This window comes from Streptomyces sp. NPDC091281 (assembly GCF_044757425.1).
Classification (GTDB): domain Bacteria; phylum Actinomycetota; class Actinomycetes; order Streptomycetales; family Streptomycetaceae; genus Streptomyces.
Genome location: NZ_JBIVUY010000002.1, coordinates 41181 through 58995 on the forward strand (window position 1 = coordinate 41181; position 17815 = coordinate 58995).

General features: G+C 70.6%; 16 protein-coding genes and 1 tRNA gene. 14 read left to right on the forward strand and 3 right to left on the reverse strand.

Annotated elements, in window-relative coordinates; genetic code table 11:
- Positions 1-132 precede the first annotated feature (132 nt).
- The 3 genes from ACIQPQ_RS04650 to ACIQPQ_RS04660 are packed head-to-tail and all read left to right on the forward strand — an operon-like array spanning position 133 to position 3057.
- Positions 133-711 carry a hypothetical protein gene (locus tag ACIQPQ_RS04650; RefSeq protein ID WP_401299740.1) on the forward strand — a complete coding sequence of 193 codons (579 nt, stop codon included), beginning with the start codon at positions 133-135 and terminating at the stop codon, positions 709-711.
- Positions 708-1526, forward strand: a complete 819-nt coding sequence (locus ACIQPQ_RS04655) for a hypothetical protein (protein WP_401299743.1) — start codon at positions 708-710, stop codon at positions 1524-1526. The genes ACIQPQ_RS04650 and ACIQPQ_RS04655 overlap by 4 nt, the downstream gene beginning before the upstream one ends.
- Positions 1501-3057 carry a hypothetical protein gene (locus ACIQPQ_RS04660; protein ID WP_401299746.1) on the forward strand — a complete coding sequence of 519 codons (1557 nt, stop codon included), beginning with the start codon at positions 1501-1503 and terminating at the stop codon, positions 3055-3057. Before ACIQPQ_RS04655 ends, ACIQPQ_RS04660 begins: the two co-directional genes overlap by 26 nt.
- Before the next feature lie 169 nt (positions 3058-3226).
- On the opposite strand, the gene ACIQPQ_RS04665 is transcribed toward ACIQPQ_RS04660, so the two are convergent.
- Entirely contained in the window at positions 3227-3859 is a 633-nt protein-coding gene (locus tag ACIQPQ_RS04665; protein WP_401299749.1) for an NAD(P)-dependent oxidoreductase, read from the reverse strand.
- Between the two features lie 131 nt (positions 3860-3990).
- Between ACIQPQ_RS04665 and ACIQPQ_RS04670 the strand changes: the two genes are divergently transcribed.
- Complete coding sequence (locus tag ACIQPQ_RS04670; protein WP_401299752.1) at positions 3991-4581, forward strand: TetR/AcrR family transcriptional regulator; 591 nt, start codon at positions 3991-3993, stop codon at positions 4579-4581.
- Between the two features lie 31 nt (positions 4582-4612).
- On the opposite strand, the gene ACIQPQ_RS04675 is transcribed toward ACIQPQ_RS04670, so the two are convergent.
- Both ACIQPQ_RS04675 and ACIQPQ_RS04680 read right to left on the reverse strand, forming a co-directional pair.
- Positions 4613-5647: an adenosine deaminase gene (locus ACIQPQ_RS04675; RefSeq protein ID WP_401299754.1), complete on the reverse strand. Its 1035-nt coding sequence runs from the start codon at positions 5645-5647 to the stop codon at positions 4613-4615.
- Positions 5648-5790: 143 nt separating this feature from the next.
- Complete coding sequence (locus ACIQPQ_RS04680) at positions 5791-7017, reverse strand: pyridoxal phosphate-dependent aminotransferase (RefSeq protein WP_401299757.1); 1227 nt, start codon at positions 7015-7017, stop codon at positions 5791-5793.
- Between the two features lie 304 nt (positions 7018-7321).
- Between ACIQPQ_RS04680 and ACIQPQ_RS04685 the strand changes: the two genes are divergently transcribed.
- From ACIQPQ_RS04685 to rpoB, 10 genes are all read left to right on the forward strand, one after another.
- A tRNA-Trp gene (locus ACIQPQ_RS04685) sits at positions 7322-7394 on the forward strand.
- A 108-nt stretch (positions 7395-7502) separates the two neighbouring features.
- On the forward strand, positions 7503-7790 hold the full coding sequence (gene secE, locus ACIQPQ_RS04690) for a preprotein translocase subunit SecE (protein WP_383773772.1): 288 nt from the start codon (positions 7503-7505) through the stop codon (positions 7788-7790).
- A gap of 80 nt (positions 7791-7870) precedes the next feature.
- A complete protein-coding gene (nusG, locus tag ACIQPQ_RS04695) occupies positions 7871-8788 on the forward strand; it encodes a transcription termination/antitermination protein NusG (RefSeq protein ID WP_401299760.1) in 918 nt (305 codons plus the stop codon).
- 180 nt (positions 8789-8968) lie between these two features.
- The gene (rplK, locus tag ACIQPQ_RS04700) at positions 8969-9403 is read left to right on the forward strand and encodes a 50S ribosomal protein L11 (RefSeq protein ID WP_020135826.1); all 435 of its coding nucleotides are present in this window, start codon (positions 8969-8971) and stop codon (positions 9401-9403) included.
- Between the two features lie 102 nt (positions 9404-9505).
- Complete coding sequence (rplA, locus tag ACIQPQ_RS04705) at positions 9506-10231, forward strand: 50S ribosomal protein L1 (protein ID WP_383773776.1); 726 nt, start codon at positions 9506-9508, stop codon at positions 10229-10231.
- A gap of 152 nt (positions 10232-10383) precedes the next feature.
- Positions 10384-11301 (forward strand): hypothetical protein, encoded by a 918-nt coding sequence (locus ACIQPQ_RS04710; RefSeq protein WP_401299763.1) that lies wholly within the window; start codon positions 10384-10386, stop codon positions 11299-11301.
- 206 nt (positions 11302-11507) lie between these two features.
- Entirely contained in the window at positions 11508-12365 is an 858-nt protein-coding gene (locus ACIQPQ_RS04715) for a DUF1396 domain-containing protein (protein WP_401299766.1), read from the forward strand.
- A 298-nt stretch (positions 12366-12663) separates the two neighbouring features.
- Positions 12664-13194 carry a 50S ribosomal protein L10 gene (gene rplJ, locus ACIQPQ_RS04720; protein WP_383773782.1) on the forward strand — a complete coding sequence of 177 codons (531 nt, stop codon included), beginning with the start codon at positions 12664-12666 and terminating at the stop codon, positions 13192-13194.
- A 125-nt stretch (positions 13195-13319) separates the two neighbouring features.
- Complete coding sequence (gene rplL / locus ACIQPQ_RS04725; protein WP_401299769.1) at positions 13320-13703, forward strand: 50S ribosomal protein L7/L12; 384 nt, start codon at positions 13320-13322, stop codon at positions 13701-13703.
- A gap of 559 nt (positions 13704-14262) precedes the next feature.
- Positions 14263-17748, forward strand: a complete 3486-nt coding sequence (rpoB, locus tag ACIQPQ_RS04730; RefSeq protein WP_401299772.1) for a DNA-directed RNA polymerase subunit beta — start codon at positions 14263-14265, stop codon at positions 17746-17748.
- Positions 17749-17815 lie beyond the last annotated feature (67 nt).

The window sequence follows — 17815 nt, forward strand, 5'->3', positions numbered from 1 at the left end:
TCCGCCGAAGCCTTCGCTGCGGCGAGGACTCCGTCGCGCCCGAAGCACCGGCAGCGCCTGAAGCACCAGAGGCGCCGGAGGCGGCCGCGGCGGCCCGGGGGAACGATCCGGGGAATCGACCTAGGGGGAAGAATGAGCGAGGTGAAGTCCGTCCCGACGGACTACGGCCGCGGCCGCCTCACCGCGCGCGTCCGCTGGCGGGCCTCCCGCCGCGGAAAGCGGGACGGCCGGGCCGGCATAGGCACCGAGCACTACGCCCGTCAGCTCGACCGCGGGCTGCGCTCGGCACTGGAGGAGCTGCGGTCCCGTTTCGTCACCGGCCACGCCGCTCTCATCGACCGCGTCCACGCGGAGTCGGCGCGGATCGTGACGGAGTACGACCACCGGCACGAGCACGTGCCCGCCGCCCTGGCCCGCTACGGCGGCTGGGTGTCGCAGTGGCGCACGGAGGTGACGGCCTGCCAGCGGCACGGGCTGGCCCTCGCCGCCTGCGCCGAGCAGGAACTGGCGCACTACGAGGCCGCGTACGCGCGCGCCGACCGCCGGGACGTGCCGTACCCGCCCGGCGGCGCGGGCCTGTCGGACCCGGGCGACGTCTGGACGGGGGCACCGGACTGGATGCTCGACGACGTACCCGTCCGCAGGGCCCTGCACCTGCTGCACCAGAGGATCGGCCCGGACGCGGGCCGCGCGGAACGGGGGACCGCATGAAGACCACACCCACCACGACGACCACACCCATCACCACGACCACACCCACGACACCCACCGTCACGACACCCACCACCCGCCGCGCCAGGACCGCGACCTGCCTCCTCACCGCGCTGCTGACGGCGACACCGCTCCTGCTCACCGCCTGCGTCCCCGAACAGGAACGCCTCTCCGCGGACTGCGCGATCGTCGTGGACGGCTCCGGTTCCGGCGCCGACACGGCGAAGGGGTTCGGCGCCGAGGAGAAGCTGAAGTCGACCGTCCCGAAGTTCCTCGCCGGGGAGAAGTGCCGGTACGTCTCCTACGCGCCGATCACCGCCGCGTCCGTCGCCTCCTCCTGCCAGGTGGCCCGGATGGACATCGACCCGGACGCCGACAAGCGCTCCGACCGCGAGAGCCTGTGGAAGCAGACCCGCGTCCTCGCGGAGGCCGCCGCGCGGAAGATGCTGACGTGCGCCCGGCAGCGCCAGCCCGGCTCCGACGTCCTCGGCGGGCTGGAGCGCGCCGCGAAGGCGCCCCGGGACGGCAAGGGCACCTACCACGTCCTGGTGGTCAGCGACTTCGACCAGTCCGACCCCGACTTCCGGCTCTCCAAGTTCGAGCTGGAGACCGCCGCCCAGCGCGACACCGCGGTGGACGCGCTCGTCGCGGGCCGCGGGCTGCCCGAGTTGAAGGACACCACCGTCCACCGCGTCGGCTTCGCCATGCGCGGCGGCCGGGCCTCGCCGGAACGGGTCGAGCAGATGGGCCAGTTCTGGCAGCAGCTCCTGGAGAAGGAGGTGAAGGTCGGTGTCGACGACGAGTACGGGGCCTGACGAGCCGCGCAGGCTGCGCGAACGGCTCTCCTTCCGGCGCGGCGAGGGCCGCGCCCCCGGCCTCGGCGGAAGCGGGACCCCGGCGCCGCGCGGACCGGTCCCGCCCACCGAGACCCGCGAGGCCAGGAGCCTCCTCGCCGAGGCCGACAAGGCGGGGCGCCGCGCGGCGGGCGACCACACCCTCAACCCGTACGTCCTCGGCTCGGTCCACCGCCTGCCCTACTTCGGGCGGCTCACCGGACTGCGCGGGCACGCCCGGGACCGGCTCGTGGCCCTGCACCACGAGCGCGAGGAGCACGAACTGCGCGCCTCCGCGCGGCTCTACGCCGACACGGCCGCCCACGAGCAGCGGGCCCGCCGGGCCCGTGACCTCCAGGCCGAGGAGACCCGGCGCCAGCAGGCCGCGGCGGCCCAGCTGGACCGGGCCGCCGCCCGCACCGCCGCCCGCGAGGACCGGCGCGACCGCGACGCGCCCTGGGGCATGGGCCGTTTCACCCGCCGCCGCACCCCGGACGACCCGGCGCACCCGGACACCGGCCCCGGCACCACCGCCGGCGCCCCGGCAGGCCCCGGCGGCTACGGCGCCCGCGGCGGCACCGACACCCACGACGGCTACGACGCCCACGGCTACGACGGTTTCGACGCGGACGGCGACGACGCCCCCACGTACGACCCGCCGCCGTACGCCCCGGCCGCCGGGGCGCGCTGGGAGGGGCTGACGGAGACCTCCGCCATGGCCCGTCTGCCCCGGCTCTCCCTCACCGGCCTGCTCGTCCTGGTCGAACTCCCGGTCTACGTCACGCTCTTCATCGCCATCCACGACGGCACCGCCGAAGGGCGGATGAGCGCCTATCTGCTCTCGGCCGCCGTCGGCGCCGCCATGGCGGTCGGCCCGTTCCAGGCCGGACGCCGCTGGCGCCGCCGGGGTGCCACCGCGTCGCTGTGGGTGGTGCTGCCGGTGGCGGCGGCGCTCGCCTCCGTCTGGGCGTGGGCGGCCTGGTACCTCGGCGACCTGCGGGCCCGGATCGTCTTCCGGGACACCCCCGACAACGGCATGACCGAGCTGGCCGACCAACTGGACGTCGAACTGCCGCCGTCCCCCACCCTGTTGCAGCAGCTCGGCCTCGACCTGCACACCGTCAGCGTCACCTTCATCGCGCTGCTGCTGCTCTCCGGCGGCATCGCCTTCCTGCTGGCGCTCTCCGAGGAGCACCCCTTCATCGCCGCCTACCGCCACCACCGGCGCACGCTCAAGAAGGCCGAGAAGAAGCTGGCCGAGGCGACCGCGGCGGCGGCCGGGGCACGCCGCAGGCAGGAGACGCAGCCCGAGCGGGCCAGGGAGCGCGGTGAGGCCCTCGCCGCCGAACTCGCGGCCGTGGACGCCGTGTTCGAGGCGGCGGCGCACGCCTACCTGGACGGGGCGCAGGCGGCCTCGCAGGACCCCGCCGTCACCGAGGGCGCGATGCGGCTGTCCGCCCGCTACCCGCTGCTGCCCGAACCCGTCCCGTCCCGCGCGCACGCCCCGCGCTGACCGGGCACCCCGCGGCCGTCCCACCGGGGCGGCCGCGGACCCACCCCCGCGAGACCCGCGCCTGCCCTCCGGCAAGACCCGCGCACACCGCCCCCGAAGGACCCCACCGCGCGCCCGTCACCGCGCCCGGTGAGCCCGTGCCCCACCGCCCCGGATCGCTCCGGGCGGCTCAGTACGCCACCCCCACCCCCTGCTTCGTCGCCCGCCCGTCCTGCACCAGCGACAGCATCGCGTGGGCCACGTCCGCGCGGCCCACGAAGCGGCCCTTCGAGGGGAAGCCGCCGATCACCGTCCGGTAGGCGCCGGTGAGCGGTCTGTCCTGGAGGCGGGGCGGGCGGACCACCGTCCAGTCCGTGGTGCTCGCCGCCACCTCCGCCTCCATGGCCCGCAGATCGGCGTACACGTCCTTCAGCACCGCCGACACCACGGCGCGCGCCGCCCGGTCCAGGAGGGTGTCCTCGGCGGGCGCGGGCCCCACCGGGGCGGCGCTCACCACCAGCAGGCGCAGCACGTCCGTCGAGTCCATGGCCGTGAGCAGGGTCCGGGTCAGCCGGGTGGTGATCCCGGCGTCCGCGCGGGTGCGGGCGCCGAGCCCCGACAGGACCGCGTCCCGGCCCGCGAGGGCGGGCCACAGCCCCTCGGGACCGGTCAGGTCAGAGGTGAACACCTTCAGCCGGTCGCCCTCCGCGGCCAGCCGCGCCGGGTCCCGGACCACCGCCGTGACCTCGTGCCCGGCCGCCAGGGCCTGGCGGACGATCTCGCTCCCGATGCCTCCGGTGGCACCGACGACGGTGAGTTTCATGGGATCTCCCGGGGACGTGGCCGAAGGACGCGGGGAACGGTCGGCGGACATGGTGGGTGAGTGTTCACTCACCCCTGCTCCCACTAGGGTGGTCACGCCGTCATCCCGCGTCAAGGCCGAGAGGGCACCGCATGGAGAACAAGCCGGCACGCGTGCGCGTCCTGGACGCCGCCCACGAGCTGATGCTCACCGTCGGGCTGGCGCGGACCACCACCAAGGAGATCGCGCGGGCCGCCGGCTGCTCCGAGGCCGCGCTCTACAAGTACTTCCCCAGCAAGGAGGACCTCTTCGTCCGGGTCCTCACCGAACGGCTGCCCCGGCTCACCCCGCTCCTCGCCGAACTCGTCGCCGAACCGGGCCGCGGCGAACTCCTCGCCAACCTCACCGAGATCGCCCGCCGGGCCGCCCTCTTCTACGAGCAGAGCTTCCCGATCGCCGCCTCCCTCTACGCCGAACCCCAGCTCAAGCGGCGGCACGACGAGGCGATGCGGGAACTGGGCGCGGGCCCGCACCTGCCGATCCGCTCGGTCGAGGCGTATCTGCGGGCCGAGCAGGGCGTGGGCCGGGTCCGCGCGGACGCCGACCCGTTCGCGGCCGCTTCGCTCCTGGTGGGGGCGTGCGCCCAGCGCGCGTTCGCCTGGGAGGTCGAGGGCGCCCGCCCCGACACCGACGACTTCGCCGCCCGCGTCGCCCGCACCGTCCTCGCGGGCATCGCCCCCTGACCCCGGCCCGCCCGCCCCACCGACGGCCGTCTCAGCCCGCCGCCAGCCAGTCGTCCACGCCCGCCAGCAGCTTCGCCCGCGTGTCCTCGGGCGCCGCCGACCCCCGGATCGACTGCCGGGCCAGCTCCGCCAGCTCCTCGTCGGTGAACCCGTGGTGCTCGCGCGCCACCTCGTACTGCGCCGCCAGCCGCGCCCCGAACAGCAGCGGGTCGTCCGCGCCCAGCGCGAGCGGCACCCCCGCCTCGTACAGCGTCCGCAGCGGCACGTCCTCGGGCTTCTCGTAGACCCCCAGCGCCACGTTGGAGGTCGGGCACACCTCGCAGGTCACCCCGCGCTCCGCGAGCCGCTTCAGCAGCCGCGGGTCCTCGGCGGCCCGCACCCCGTGCCCGATGCGCGTGGCGTGCAGGTCGTCCAGGCAGTCCCGCACCGACGCGGGCCCGGTCAGCTCCCCGCCGTGCGGCGCCGACAGCAGCCCGCCCTCCCGCGCGATCGCGAACGCGCGGTCGAAGTCCCGCGCCATGCCCCGCCGTTCGTCGTTCGACAGCCCGAATCCGACGACCCCGCGGTCCGCGTACCGCACCGCCAGCCGCGCCAGCGTCCGCGCGTCCAGCGGATGCCGCATCCGGTTCGCCGCCACCAGCACCCGCATCCCGAGCCCGGTCTCCCGCGACGCCGACTCCACCGCGTCCAGCACGATCTCCAGCGTCGGGATCAGCCCGCCCAGCCGGGGCGCGTACGACGTCGGGTCGACCTGGATCTCCAGCCAGCCCGAGCCGTCCCGCACGTCCTCCTCGGCGGCCTCCCGCACCAGCCGCCGGATGTCCTCGGGCTCCCGGATGCAGGAGCGCGCCGCGTCGTACAGCCGCTGGAAGCGGAACCAGCCCCGCTCGTCCGTCGCCCGCAACTGCGGCGGCTCCCCGCTGGTCAGGGCCTCACTCAGGGTCTCCGGCAGCCGCACCCCGTACTTGTCGGCCAGCTCCAGCACCGTCCCGGGCCGCATCGACCCGGTGAAGTGCAGATGCAGATGCGCCTTCGGCAGCTCAGAGACATCACGTACACGCTCCATCCAAAGATCCTGCCGTACGCCGGGCCCCTCCCGGTACCCGGTTCCCCGAACGGGCGCGCCCTCGCACACACGCCCCGCCCACACGAAGGGGCCGCGCCCGGTGTCGGACGCGGCCCCTTCGGCGGGTGCTTCGGCTACGGACGTCAGTCCTTGGCCTCCGCCAGCAGCTTCTGGATACGGCTCACGCCCTCCACCAGGTCCTCGTCCCCGAGCGCGTACGACAGCCGCAGGTAGCCGGGGGTGCCGAAGGCCTCGCCGGGCACCACCGCGACCTCGACCTCGTCCAGGATCAGCGCCGCCAGCTCGACCGAGTCCTGCGGACGCTTCCCGCGGATCTCCTTGCCGAGCAGCGCCTTCACCGACGGGTAGACGTAGAACGCGCCCTCGGGCTCCGGGCAGAGCACGCCGTCGATCTCGTTGAGCATCCGCACGATCGTGCGGCGGCGCCGGTCGAAGGCCTCCCGCATCTCCGCGACCGCCGTCAGGTCGCCGGAGACGGCGGCCAGCGCCGCGACCTGCGCGACGTTCGACACGTTGGAGGTGGCGTGCGACTGGAGGTTGGTGGCCGCCTTGACGACGTCCTTCGGGCCGATCACCCAGCCCACCCGCCAGCCCGTCATCGCGTACGTCTTCGCGACGCCGTTGACGACGACGCACTTGTCGCGCAGCTCCGGCACGACCGCGGGCAGCGAGGTGAACGTCGCGTCGCCGTAGACGAGGTGCTCGTAGATCTCGTCGGTGAGTACCCACAGGCCGTGCTCGACGGCCCAGCGGCCGATCGCCTCGGCCTCGGCCGCGCCGTACACCGCGCCGGTCGGGTTGGACGGCGAGACGAAGAGCACGACCTTCGTCTTCTCGGTGCGCGCCGCCTCCAGCTGCTCGACGCCGACCCGGTAGCCGGTCGTCTCGTCGGCGACCACCTCCACCGGGACACCGCCCGCCAGCCGGATCGACTCGGGGTACGTCGTCCAGTACGGCGCCGGGACGATGACCTCGTCGCCCGGGTCGAGGATCGCGGCGAAGGCCTCGTAGATGGCCTGCTTGCCGCCGTTGGTGACCAGGATCTGCGAGGGGTCCACCTCGTAGCCCGAGTCCCGCAGGGTCTTCGCGGCGATCGCGGCCTTCAGCTCGGGCAGACCGCCCGCCGGGGTGTACCGGTGGAACTTCGGGTTGCGGCACGCCTCGACCGCGGCCTCGACGATGTAGTCCGGGGTCGGGAAGTCGGGCTCGCCGGCGCCGAAGCCGATCACCGGACGCCCGGCGGCCTTCAGGGCCTTGGCCTTGGCGTCCACGGCGAGGGTGGCGGACTCGGAGATCGCACCGATACGCGCGGAGACCCGGCGCTCGGTGGGAGGGGTTGCAGCGCTCATGGGGCCCATGGTTTCAGACCCGAAACCCGCCCGGCACACGGGTTTCACAGACTGAACATGCACGGGCCGCACTCTGAACACCCGTCCGTATCCCGCCGCCCGCCGCCGCCCCCGCCGCCGGTCCGCCGGTGATCTTCCGGTCGTTTCCCGGCGATCTTGCGCGCACGGCACCCCACGCGCCACTTTCCGTTCGACGGGACCCGCCGGAGCACGTACACTCCTACGTCGTTGGCCTTCGACAGCCGTGCCTGCACCGGTGCACACCGAGCATCCGGTCGGATGCGGTACGTTGGGGAACACACAAAGGGTCGTAGCTCAATTGGTAGAGCACTGGTCTCCAAAACCAGCGGTTGGGGGTTCAAGTCCCTCCGGCCCTGCTACACACTTCTGTTTCAGGATGTGTGCGCAGGAACGTACAGCAATGCACCGCCGTGCGGCTCACACCGGGCGCGGCACGGCCACGACCCGGGAACAGGTGAGGACGGATGGCGGACGCCGTGGGCTCCATCGACACGCCTGATGCCCAGGACGAGGTGCCTGAGGCGCAGAAGAAGACCCGCAAGGGCGGCAAGCGCGCCAAGAAGGGCCCGCTGAAGCGGCTCGCGCTCTTCTACCGGCAGATCGTCGCGGAACTCCGCAAGGTTGTCTGGCCGACGCGGGGGCAGCTGTCGACGTACACCACCGTCGTGATCGTCTTCGTGATCGTCATGATCGGTCTGGTGACCGTGATTGACTATGGACTCGATCACGCCGCGAAGTACGTATTCGGCTGAGCCGAATAGCGAAGGGCGCCGGGTGATCGGCGCCCCTTTCGCGTGTTCCACCCCTATGTATCCAGGAAGAAGCAGCCACCGTGTCTGACCAGAACCTGAACGACGCCACGGAGCCTCGCACGGAGGCCGTCGACCCGGCCGACGAGCAGCTCGACACCGTCGAGGGCGCGGACGAGGAACTGGACGAGTTCGAGGCTGCCGACGCCGAGGCCGCCGCCGAGGACGACACGGAAGAGTCCGACGCCGCCGACGACGAGAGCGACACCGACGCCGACGCGTCCGACCAGGACGACGACGCCGACGAGGCCGCCGCCGAGGACGACAGCGAGCAGGCCGACGACGACGCCGAAGAGGCCGAGGACGAGACGCCCGCCGAGCCGGTCGACCCCGTCGCCGCCCTCCGCGAGGAACTGCGCACCCTGCCCGGCGAGTGGTACGTCATCCACACCTACGCCGGCTACGAGAACCGCGTGAAGACCAACCTGGAACAGCGCGCCGTCTCGCTCAACGTCGAGGACTACATCTTCCAGGCCGAGGTGCCGCAGGAAGAGGTCGTCCAGATCAAGAACGGCGACCGCAAGACGATCCGTCAGAACAAGCTCCCCGGCTACGTGCTGGTGCGCATGGACCTGACGAACGAGTCCTGGGGCGTGGTCCGCAACACCCCCGGCGTCACCGGCTTCGTCGGCAACGCCTACGACCCGTACCCGCTGACCCTGGACGAGATCGTCAAGATGCTCGCCCCGGAGGCCGAGGAGAAGGCCGCCCGCGAGGCCGCCGAGGCCGAGGGCAAGCCCGCCCCGCAGCGCAAGGTCGAGGTCCAGGTGCTGGACTTCGAGGTCGGCGACTCGGTCACCGTCACCGACGGCCCCTTCGCCACCCTCCAGGCCACCATCAACGAGATCAACGCCGACTCGAAGAAGGTCAAGGGCCTCGTCGAGATCTTCGGCCGCGAGACCCCGGTCGAGCTGAGCTTCGACCAGATCCAGAAGAACTAGCCCGCACGGGCCGCCTCCTGGAGCACACGCCTCCGAGCAGGTCAGACGGGCCTTCACGGCCGGTCTGACCTGCTCGGTTTTTGGCCGCGCAGCTATACCCGTTATCGTTGTGCGGTATGCCTCCATCCGGATGATCCGGACCGGACGGCTGAAAACTCTCACTAGGACCCGGAGAGAGCAATGCCTCCCAAGAAGAAGAAGGTCACGGGGCTCATCAAGCTCCAGATCCAGGCCGGTGCCGCCAACCCGGCTCCGCCGGTCGGCCCCGCGCTGGGTCAGCACGGCGTCAACATCATGGAGTTCTGCAAGGCCTACAACGCCGCGACCGAGTCGCAGCGTGGCTGGGTGATCCCGGTGGAGATCACGGTCTACGAGGACCGCTCCTTCACCTTCATCACCAAGACGCCGCCGGCCGCGAAGATGATCCTCAAGGCCGCGGGCATCGAGAAGGGCTCCGGCGAGCCGCACAAGACCAAGGTCGCCAAGATCACCCAGGCGCAGGTCCGCGAGATCGCCACGACGAAGCTCCCCGACCTCAACGCCAACGACCTGGACGCCGCCGCGAAGATCATCGCCGGTACCGCGCGTTCCATGGGCGTCACGGTCGAGGGCTGACCTCCAGCCCCGTAGCACCTTCGTAGAAACCGCGGCCTCGGCCGCACGTGGCAGGGCCTGCTCGGCCCGCACCACGACTCCTCAGAACACACAGGAGCAGTAGTGAGCAAGCGCAGCAAGTCTCTCCGCGCTGCGGACGCCAAGGTCGACCGGGAGAAGCTGTACGCCCCGCTCGAGGCCGTCCGTCTCGCCAAGGAGACCTCCACGAGCAAGTTCGACGGCACCGTCGAGGTCGCCTTCCGCCTGGGTGTCGACCCGCGCAAGGCCGACCAGATGGTCCGTGGCACCGTGAACCTGCCGCACGGCACCGGCAAGACCGCCCGGGTCCTGGTCTTCGCGACCGGTGACCGTGCTGCGGCCGCGGAGGCCGCGGGCGCCGACATCGTCGGCTCCGACGAACTGATCGACGAGGTCGCGAAGGGCCGTCTGGACTTCGACGCCGTCGTCGCCACCCCGGACCTCATGGGCAAGGTCGGCCGCCTCGGCCGCGTGCTCGGTCCGCGTGGTCTGATGCCGAACCCGAAGACGGGCACCGTCACCCCGGACACCGCCAAGGCCGTGACCGAGATCAAGGGCGGCAAGATCGAGTTCCGCGTCGACAAGCACTCGAACCTGCACTTCATCATCGGCAAGACGTCGTTCGACGACAGCAAGCTGGTGGAGAACTACGGCGCGGCCCTGGAGGAGATCCTCCGCCTCAAGCCGTCCGCCGCCAAGGGTCGCTACATCAAGAAGGCCGCGGTCAGCACCACGATCGGCCCCGGCATCCAGATCGACCCCAACCGCACCCGCAACCTCCTCGTCGAGGAGGACCCGGCCGCGGTCTGAACCTGACGGTTCGACTTCACGTCGGCGCGAGCCCCGCACCCTCCGAGGTGCGGGGCTCGTCCCTTTTCCGACGGCCGCCCCGACGTTCCCCGCACGGTTGTCAGTGCCGTGGGTTACCTTTCGAGGACGGGGACCAGTGGGGGAGGACACACATGAGGAGTACGTCGGTGCGCAGGGCCGGGCTGCCGGTCGTCGCGATGACACTGCTGGCCGGGGCGACCGCCTGCGGCCTCGGCTCCGGCGGCGGGACACCGTCCGACGGCGAGGACGACCCCGCACCGGCCCGCAGCGCCGGGAAGCAGGTCGGCGCGATGACCGCGCTGCGCAGCGCCGAGCGGTCCACCGACGGCGCGGACTCCGCGAAGGTCGAGTCGACCACCGTCCTCGGCACCCTCATGACGCTGGAGGCCGACGGCGCCCTCGGCTGGGAGGACGGCCTCACCGGCACCCTCACCCTCACCTACACCGGCGGCAGCGTCGCCGACTCGATGCGGCAGATGGGCGCGACCTCCATGGAGGCCCGCTATCTGCCCGACGCGTACTACGCGCACATGGGCGACACCTTCGCCGCCCAGTCCGGCGGCAAGCACTGGATCAGATACCCCTACGACGCGCTGGAGAAGCTCGGCGGCGGCTCGGGCGCGTATCTCAAGGACCAGATGCAGAACACCACCCCGAACCAGTCGGTGAAGCTGCTGCTGGCCTCCGGCGACGTCCGCCGGGTCGGCGAGGAGACCGTCCGCGGCGAGCGCGCCACGCACTACGCGGGCACTGTCGAGGTCGCCGACCTCGCCGCCCACGGCTCCGGACTCACCGCGAGCCAACTCGCCGACCTCAAGCGCCAGCTGGAGCAGGCCGGGGTCACCACCGAGCGCGTCGACATCTGGGTCAACGACCGCGACCTCCTGGTCAAGAAGGTCGAGAAGGGCGACACGACCAACGGCCCCTACAGCCAGACCGCCTACTACAGCGACTACGGCGTCGGCGTCGACGTCGAGGAGCCGCCCGCGGGCGACACCGCCGACTTCACCGAGCTGCTTCAGCAACAGGGGGCTGACGGCACGTCCTGAGCCCGCCGGGGGCCGGGGCCCAGCGGGCGCGCCAGGGCCGTCAGGCGTCCCCGTCCGGCCGGGGCCGCGTCGTGTCCCGGACGGTGCCGGTCGCTCCGGGAAAAGCGGAAGACCGTTCGACCGTGTCCCGATACGCTCACGCTCACGTCCGCGCGCAGGCGATCCGCGCCGCGCGCGTCACCGTCTTCGTTCCCAGGGGGAGAACCTTGAAGCTGTCCGTCCGCATGTCCCCGCCCGCCGGGGCCGGCCTCGCCGCGCTCCTGCTCGCCGCCGGTGCGGTGAGCTGCTCCGCAGGGCAGGACAAGAAGGCCGAGGAGTCGCCCGCCATGGCCCCGGCGGCGGCCGTCGCCCGCGCCTCGGCCAACGCGGACGACATCACGTCCTTCCGCTACCGCATGACCGGCCGCACGCCGGAGGAGGGCCGCGTCAGCGCCGAGGCGTCGATGCAGATGAAGCCCGAGATCGCGATGAGCATGAAGATGACCGCCCTCGACCAGGGCGCCGACGCCTCCGCCGAGATCCGCCTCGTCGACCAGGCCATGTACATCGGCGGCAACGCCGAGGCGGCCAAGGAGATGGACGGCAAGAGCTGGCTCAAGTTCGACCTCTCCGGCCTCGGCGACGACACGGCGGGCCGCCCGAGCGGCGCCTCGCAGGCCGACCGCAACCCGGCCGTGGAGTCCACCTTCCTCACCGGCGCCGACGACGTCGAGAAGGTCGGCACCGAGACCGTCGAGGGCGTGCGCACCACCCACTACAAGGGCACCGTCACCCTCGCCGACCTGGAGAAGTCCCTCAAGGGCGAGAAGAAGGACACCCGCGAGCGGCGCCAGAAGAGCATCGACCAGTACGAGAAGCTCGGCGTCGACAAGCTCACCATGGACCTCTGGATCGACGGCGAGGACCACACCCGCCAGTTCCGCATGCGGGGCGCCGCCGACAAGGGCCCGCTGGACATGACCATCACCTTCCTCGACCTCAACAAGCCGGTGAAGGTGACCGCCCCGCCCGCCTCCGAGACGGTCGATCTGGCCGAGCTGATGGCCGGGGCGGGCGAGAGCTGAGCACCGGGGACGGACACCCGTTCAGGCGGATTTGCCTGACGGCGACCCGTTCCCGTACGCTTCCCACGAAGCCAAAGACCGCTGGTCGTCGCCGTGTTCTCAGCAGAGGGTGCGGTGGCCGAAGGATTCGCTGTTATGCGAACGACCCGCGCAGGTGACTGTGGAAGTGCTCCCGGACCGGAATCCGCTCGCGGAATCCTGTGCGGTCGAGCTACGCCCCGTGCGCCTGCGCCGGGGCGTTTCGTCTGTTCCAGCCCCTTCCGAGCGGTCGTCATCACCCGGAAGGAGGCCGACGCTCATGGCAAGGCCCGACAAGGCTGCCGCGGTGGCCGAGCTCACGGAGCAGTTCCGTAGCTCGAACGCCGCCGTGCTGACCGAGTACCGGGGTCTCTCCGTGGCGCAGCTCAAGACGCTGCGCCGTTCGCTCGGTGAGAACGCCCAGTACGCCGTGGTGAAGAACACGCTGACCAAGATTGCGGCCAACGAGGCCGGGATCACGACGCTCGACGACCTGTTCAACGGTCCGACGGCGGTCGCCTTCGTCACCGGTGACCCGGTGGAGTCGGCGAAGGGTCTTCGTGACTTCGCCAAGGACAACCCCAACCTCGTCATCAAGGGCGGTGTCCTTGACGGCAAGGCGCTGTCCGCCGACGAGATCAAGAAGCTTGCGGACCTCGAGTCCCGCGAGGTTCTGCTCTCCAAGCTGGCGGGTGCCTTCAAGGGCAAGCAGACTCAGGCTGCTCAGGTCTTCCAGGCGCTCCCGTCGAAGCTCGTCCGCACCGTGGACGCCCTTCGCGCCAAGCAGGACGAGCAGGGCGGTGCCGAGTAACTCGGCTCGCGAAATGACCCCCGCCGCCGGGCAGCCCGCCTGAGGCAGAGGTCGTAGCGGGCCGACCGTACGCCCGCCATACATGTACATCCGGCACCAGCCGAATTAGTGGAAGGATCGCCACCATGGCGAAGCTCAGCCAGGAAGACCTGCTCGCGCAGTTCGAGGAGATGACCCTCATCGAGCTCTCCGAGTTCGTGAAGGCCTTCGAGGAGAAGTTCGACGTCACCGCCGCCGCCGCCGTGGCCGTCGCGGGCCCCGCCGCCCCCGGCGCCCCGGCCGACGCCGTCGAGGAGCAGGACGAGTTCGACGTCGTCCTCACCGGTGCGGGCGACAAGAAGATCCAGGTCATCAAGGTCGTGCGCGAGCTGACCTCCCTGGGTCTGAAGGAGGCCAAGGACCTCGTGGACGGCGCCCCCAAGCCCGTCCTGGAGAAGGTCGCCAAGGAGGCCGCGGAGAAGGCCGCCGAGTCCCTCAAGGCCGCCGGCGCCTCCGTCGAGGTCAAGTAACACCCCGCGGCCGCTCGAAGGCCGCAGCGGCGGCGTAGAACAGTTCCCGAGGGGGCTGTAACGCTCACGCACCGAGGAGCGATCATCCATCCGGGTGGTCGCTCTTCGGCGTTGCCGGGCCCGGCCACGGTTGCCTTGCACCTGAGTCGGTGAGGGGTATGGTGATCTTCGTCGTGTCTCCGGGCGCCCCGCGTTCGGGCATGGGGGCCTTGACGAACCGCACGCAGCGCGCAATTCTCAGGACGCGTCGTCACAAGAATCCGTATCCGAGGCATGGATCGGTGGCGAAGAGGGCAGTATCACCGTGCGTTGAGGGCTAGCAGACCGAGGGCGTTGAGAACAACGAGGGACGCGAAATACTCGCACTGGACATCAGTGTGCCAAGTGGCTACACTGTCCCTTTGCGCTGCCTGTTAGCTGTCCCCTGCCCGTCACCAGGGGCATGCCCTCCCTTGAGCATCGATGACCGGACATCCCCGACCTGGGATTTCTGTCTCCGTGCGCAGGAGGAGGGGCCGGTACGCGCGTAGTGAGTCCGAGCCCTCGGAAGGACCCCCTCTTGGCCGCCTCGCGCAACGCCTCGACCGCGAATACGAACAACGGCGCCAGCACCGCCCCGCTGCGCATCTCTTTTGCAAAGATCAAGGAGCCCCTCGAGGTTCCGAACCTTCTCGCGCTGCAAACCGAGAGCTTCGACTGGCTGCTCGGCAACGACGCCTGGAAGGCTCGCGTCGAGGAGGCACTGGACAGCGGTCAGGACGTCCCCACCAAGTCCGGCCTCGAGGAGATCTTCGAGGAGATCTCCCCGATCGAGGACTTCTCCGGGTCGATGTCGCTGACCTTCCGCGACCACCGTTTCGAGCCTCCGAAGAACAGCATCGACGAGTGCAAGGACCGTGACTTCACGTACGCGGCCCCGCTCTTCGTGACGGCCGAGTTCACCAACAACGAGACCGGCGAGATCAAGTCCCAGACGGTCTTCATGGGCGACTTCCCGCTCATGACGAACAAGGGCACCTTCGTCATCAACGGCACCGAGCGTGTCGTGGTGTCGCAGCTGGTCCGTTCGCCGGGTGTCTACTTCGACTCCTCCATCGACAAGACGTCCGACAAGGACATCTTCTCCGCCAAGATCATCCCGTCCCGGGGTGCCTGGCTGGAGATGGAGATCGACAAGCGCGACATGGTCGGTGTCCGTATCGACCGCAAGCGCAAGCAGTCCGTCACCGTGCTCCTGAAGGCTCTCGGCTGGACCACCGAGCAGATCCTGGAGGAGTTCGGCGAGTACGAGTCCATGCGCGCCACCCTGGAGAAGGACCACACCCAGGGTCAGGACGACGCGCTCCTGGACATCTACCGCAAGCTGCGTCCGGGCGAGCCCCCCACGCGTGAGGCCGCGCAGACGCTGCTGGAGAACCTGTACTTCAACCCCAAGCGCTACGACCTGGCCAAGGTCGGCCGCTACAAGGTCAACAAGAAGCTGGGCGCCGACGCGCCGCTCGACGCGGGCGTCCTGACCGTCGAGGACGTCATCTCGACGATCAAGTACCTGGTGAAGCTGCACGCCGGTGAGACCGAGACGGCCGCGGACAACGGCCAGACGATCGTCGTCGAGACCGACGACATCGACCACTTCGGCAACCGTCGTCTGCGCAGCGTCGGCGAGCTGATCCAGAACCAGGTCCGCACCGGCCTGGCCCGGATGGAGCGCGTCGTGCGCGAGCGCATGACGACCCAGGACGTCGAGGCGATCACGCCGCAGACCCTGATCAACATCCGGCCGGTCGTCGCCTCCATCAAGGAGTTCTTCGGCACCAGCCAGCTGTCGCAGTTCATGGACCAGAACAACCCGCTGTCGGGTCTCACCCACAAGCGCCGTCTGTCGGCGCTCGGTCCGGGTGGTCTCTCCCGTGAGCGGGCCGGCTTCGAGGTCCGTGACGTGCACCCCTCGCACTACGGCCGCATGTGCCCGATCGAGACGCCCGAAGGCCCGAACATCGGTCTGATCGGCTCGCTCGCCTCCTACGGCCGCGTCAACGCGTTCGGTTTCGTCGAGACGCCCTACCGCAAGGTCGTCGACGGCCAGGTCACCGACGAGGTCGACTACCTGACCGCCGACGAGGAGGACCGCTTCGTCATCGCCCAGGCCAACGCCGGCCTGAACGACGACATGCGCTTCGCCGAGAACCGCGTCCTGGTCCGCCGCCGCGGCGGCGAGGTCGACTACGTCGCCGGTGACGACGTCGACTACATGGACGTCTCGCCGCGCCAGATGGTGTCGGTCGCGACCGCCATGATCCCGTTCCTGGAGCACGACGACGCCAACCGCGCCCTCATGGGCGCGAACATGATGCGCCAGGCCGTGCCCCTCATCAAGAGCGAGTCCCCGCTCGTCGGCACCGGCATGGAGTACCGCTCCGCCGTCGACGCCGGTGACGTGGTCAAGGCCGAGAAGGCGGGTGCGGTCCAGGAGGTCTCCGCCGACTACATCACCACCGCCAACGACGACGGCACGTACATCACGTACCGCCTGGCCAAGTTCGCCCGCTCCAACCAGGGCACCTCGGTCAACCAGAAGGTCATCGTCAACGAGGGCGACCGGATCATCGAGGGCCAGGTCCTGGCCGACGGTCCGGCCACCGAGAACGGCGAGATGGCGCTCGGCAAGAACCTGCTCGTCGCGTTCATGCCGTGGGAGGGTCACAACTACGAGGACGCGATCATCCTGTCGCAGCGCCTCGTGCAGGACGACGTCCTCTCCTCGATCCACATCGAGGAGCACGAGGTCGACGCCCGTGACACCAAGCTCGGCCCCGAGGAGATCACGCGGGACATCCCGAACGTCTCCGAGGAGGTCCTCGCCGACCTCGACGAGCGCGGCATCATCCGGATCGGTGCCGAGGTCGTCGCCGGTGACATCCTCGTCGGCAAGGTCACGCCCAAGGGCGAGACCGAGCTGACCCCCGAGGAGCGCCTGCTGCGCGCGATCTTCGGCGAGAAGGCCCGAGAGGTCCGCGACACCTCGCTCAAGGTCCCGCACGGCGAGATCGGCAAGGTCATCGGCGTCCGCGTCTTCGACCGCGAGGAGGGCGACGAGCTGCCCCCCGGCGTGAACCAGCTGGTCCGCGTCTACGTCGCCCAGAAGCGCAAGATCACCGACGGTGACAAGCTCGCCGGCCGCCACGGCAACAAGGGCGTCATCTCGAAGATCCTGCCGATCGAGGACATGCCGTTCCTGGAGGACGGCACCCCGGTCGACATCATCCTCAACCCGCTCGGCGTCCCGTCCCGCATGAACCCGGGACAGGTCCTGGAGATCCACCTCGGCTGGCTCGCCAGCCGCGGCTGGGACGTCTCCGGTCTGGCCGACGAGTGGGCCCAGCGTCTTCAGGTCATCGGCGCCGACAGCGTCGCCCCCGGCACCAACGTCGCCACCCCGGTGTTCGACGGCGCGCGCGAGGACGAGCTGGCGGGTCTGCTCCAGCACACCATCCCCAACCGCGACGGCGAGCGCATGGTGCTCCCGTCCGGCAAGGCGCGGCTGTTCGACGGCCGCAGCGGTGAGCCGTTCCCGGACCCGATCTCCGTCGGCTACATGTACATCCTGAAGCTGCACCACCTGGTCGACGACAAGCTGCACGCCCGGTCGACCGGTCCGTACTCGATGATCACCCAGCAGCCGCTGGGTGGTAAGGCCCAGTTCGGTGGCCAGCGCTTCGGTGAGATGGAGGTGTGGGCCCTGGAGGCGTACGGCGCCGCCTACGCCCTCCAGGAGCTGCTGACCATCAAGTCCGACGACGTGACCGGCCGCGTGAAGGTCTACGAGGCCATCGTCAAGGGCGAGAACATCCCCGAGCCCGGCATCCCCGAGTCCTTCAAGGTGCTCATCAAGGAGATGCAGTCCCTGTGCCTCAACGTGGAGGTGCTGTCCTCGGACGGCATGTCCATCGAGATGCGCGACACCGACGAGGACGTCTTCCGCGCGGCGGAGGAGCTTGGCATCGACCTGTCCCGGCGCGAGCCGAGCAGCGTCGAAGAGGTCTGACGGGAGTCCGGCGGTCCCTGGCCACCCGTGGAAAAGGTGCGCCAGGGCCGCCGGCCCCAGGACCCCC

Bases quoted from the DNA above. Each gene is read 5' to 3' on its own strand.
- secE (WP_383773772.1), top strand. From the start codon at position 7,503: ATGGCGGACGCCGTGGGCTCCATCGACACGCCTGATGCCCAGGACGAG.
- ACIQPQ_RS04675 (WP_401299754.1), bottom strand. From the start codon at position 5,647: ATGGAGCGTGTACGTGATGTCTCTGAGCTGCCGAAGGCGCATCTGCAT.
- ACIQPQ_RS04670 (WP_401299752.1), top strand. From the start codon at position 3,991: ATGGAGAACAAGCCGGCACGCGTGCGCGTCCTGGACGCCGCCCACGAG.
- ACIQPQ_RS04665 (WP_401299749.1), bottom strand. From the start codon at position 3,859: ATGAAACTCACCGTCGTCGGTGCCACCGGAGGCATCGGGAGCGAGATC.
- ACIQPQ_RS04650 (WP_401299740.1), top strand. From the start codon at position 133: ATGAGCGAGGTGAAGTCCGTCCCGACGGACTACGGCCGCGGCCGCCTC.
- ACIQPQ_RS04680 (WP_401299757.1), bottom strand. From the start codon at position 7,017: ATGAGCGCTGCAACCCCTCCCACCGAGCGCCGGGTCTCCGCGCGTATC.
- rplL (WP_401299769.1), top strand. From the start codon at position 13,320: ATGGCGAAGCTCAGCCAGGAAGACCTGCTCGCGCAGTTCGAGGAGATG.
- ACIQPQ_RS04710 (WP_401299763.1), top strand. From the start codon at position 10,384: ATGAGGAGTACGTCGGTGCGCAGGGCCGGGCTGCCGGTCGTCGCGATG.
- ACIQPQ_RS04655 (WP_401299743.1), top strand. From the start codon at position 708: ATGAAGACCACACCCACCACGACGACCACACCCATCACCACGACCACA.
- rplJ (WP_383773782.1), top strand. From the start codon at position 12,664: ATGGCAAGGCCCGACAAGGCTGCCGCGGTGGCCGAGCTCACGGAGCAG.
- rplK (WP_020135826.1), top strand. From the start codon at position 8,969: ATGCCTCCCAAGAAGAAGAAGGTCACGGGGCTCATCAAGCTCCAGATC.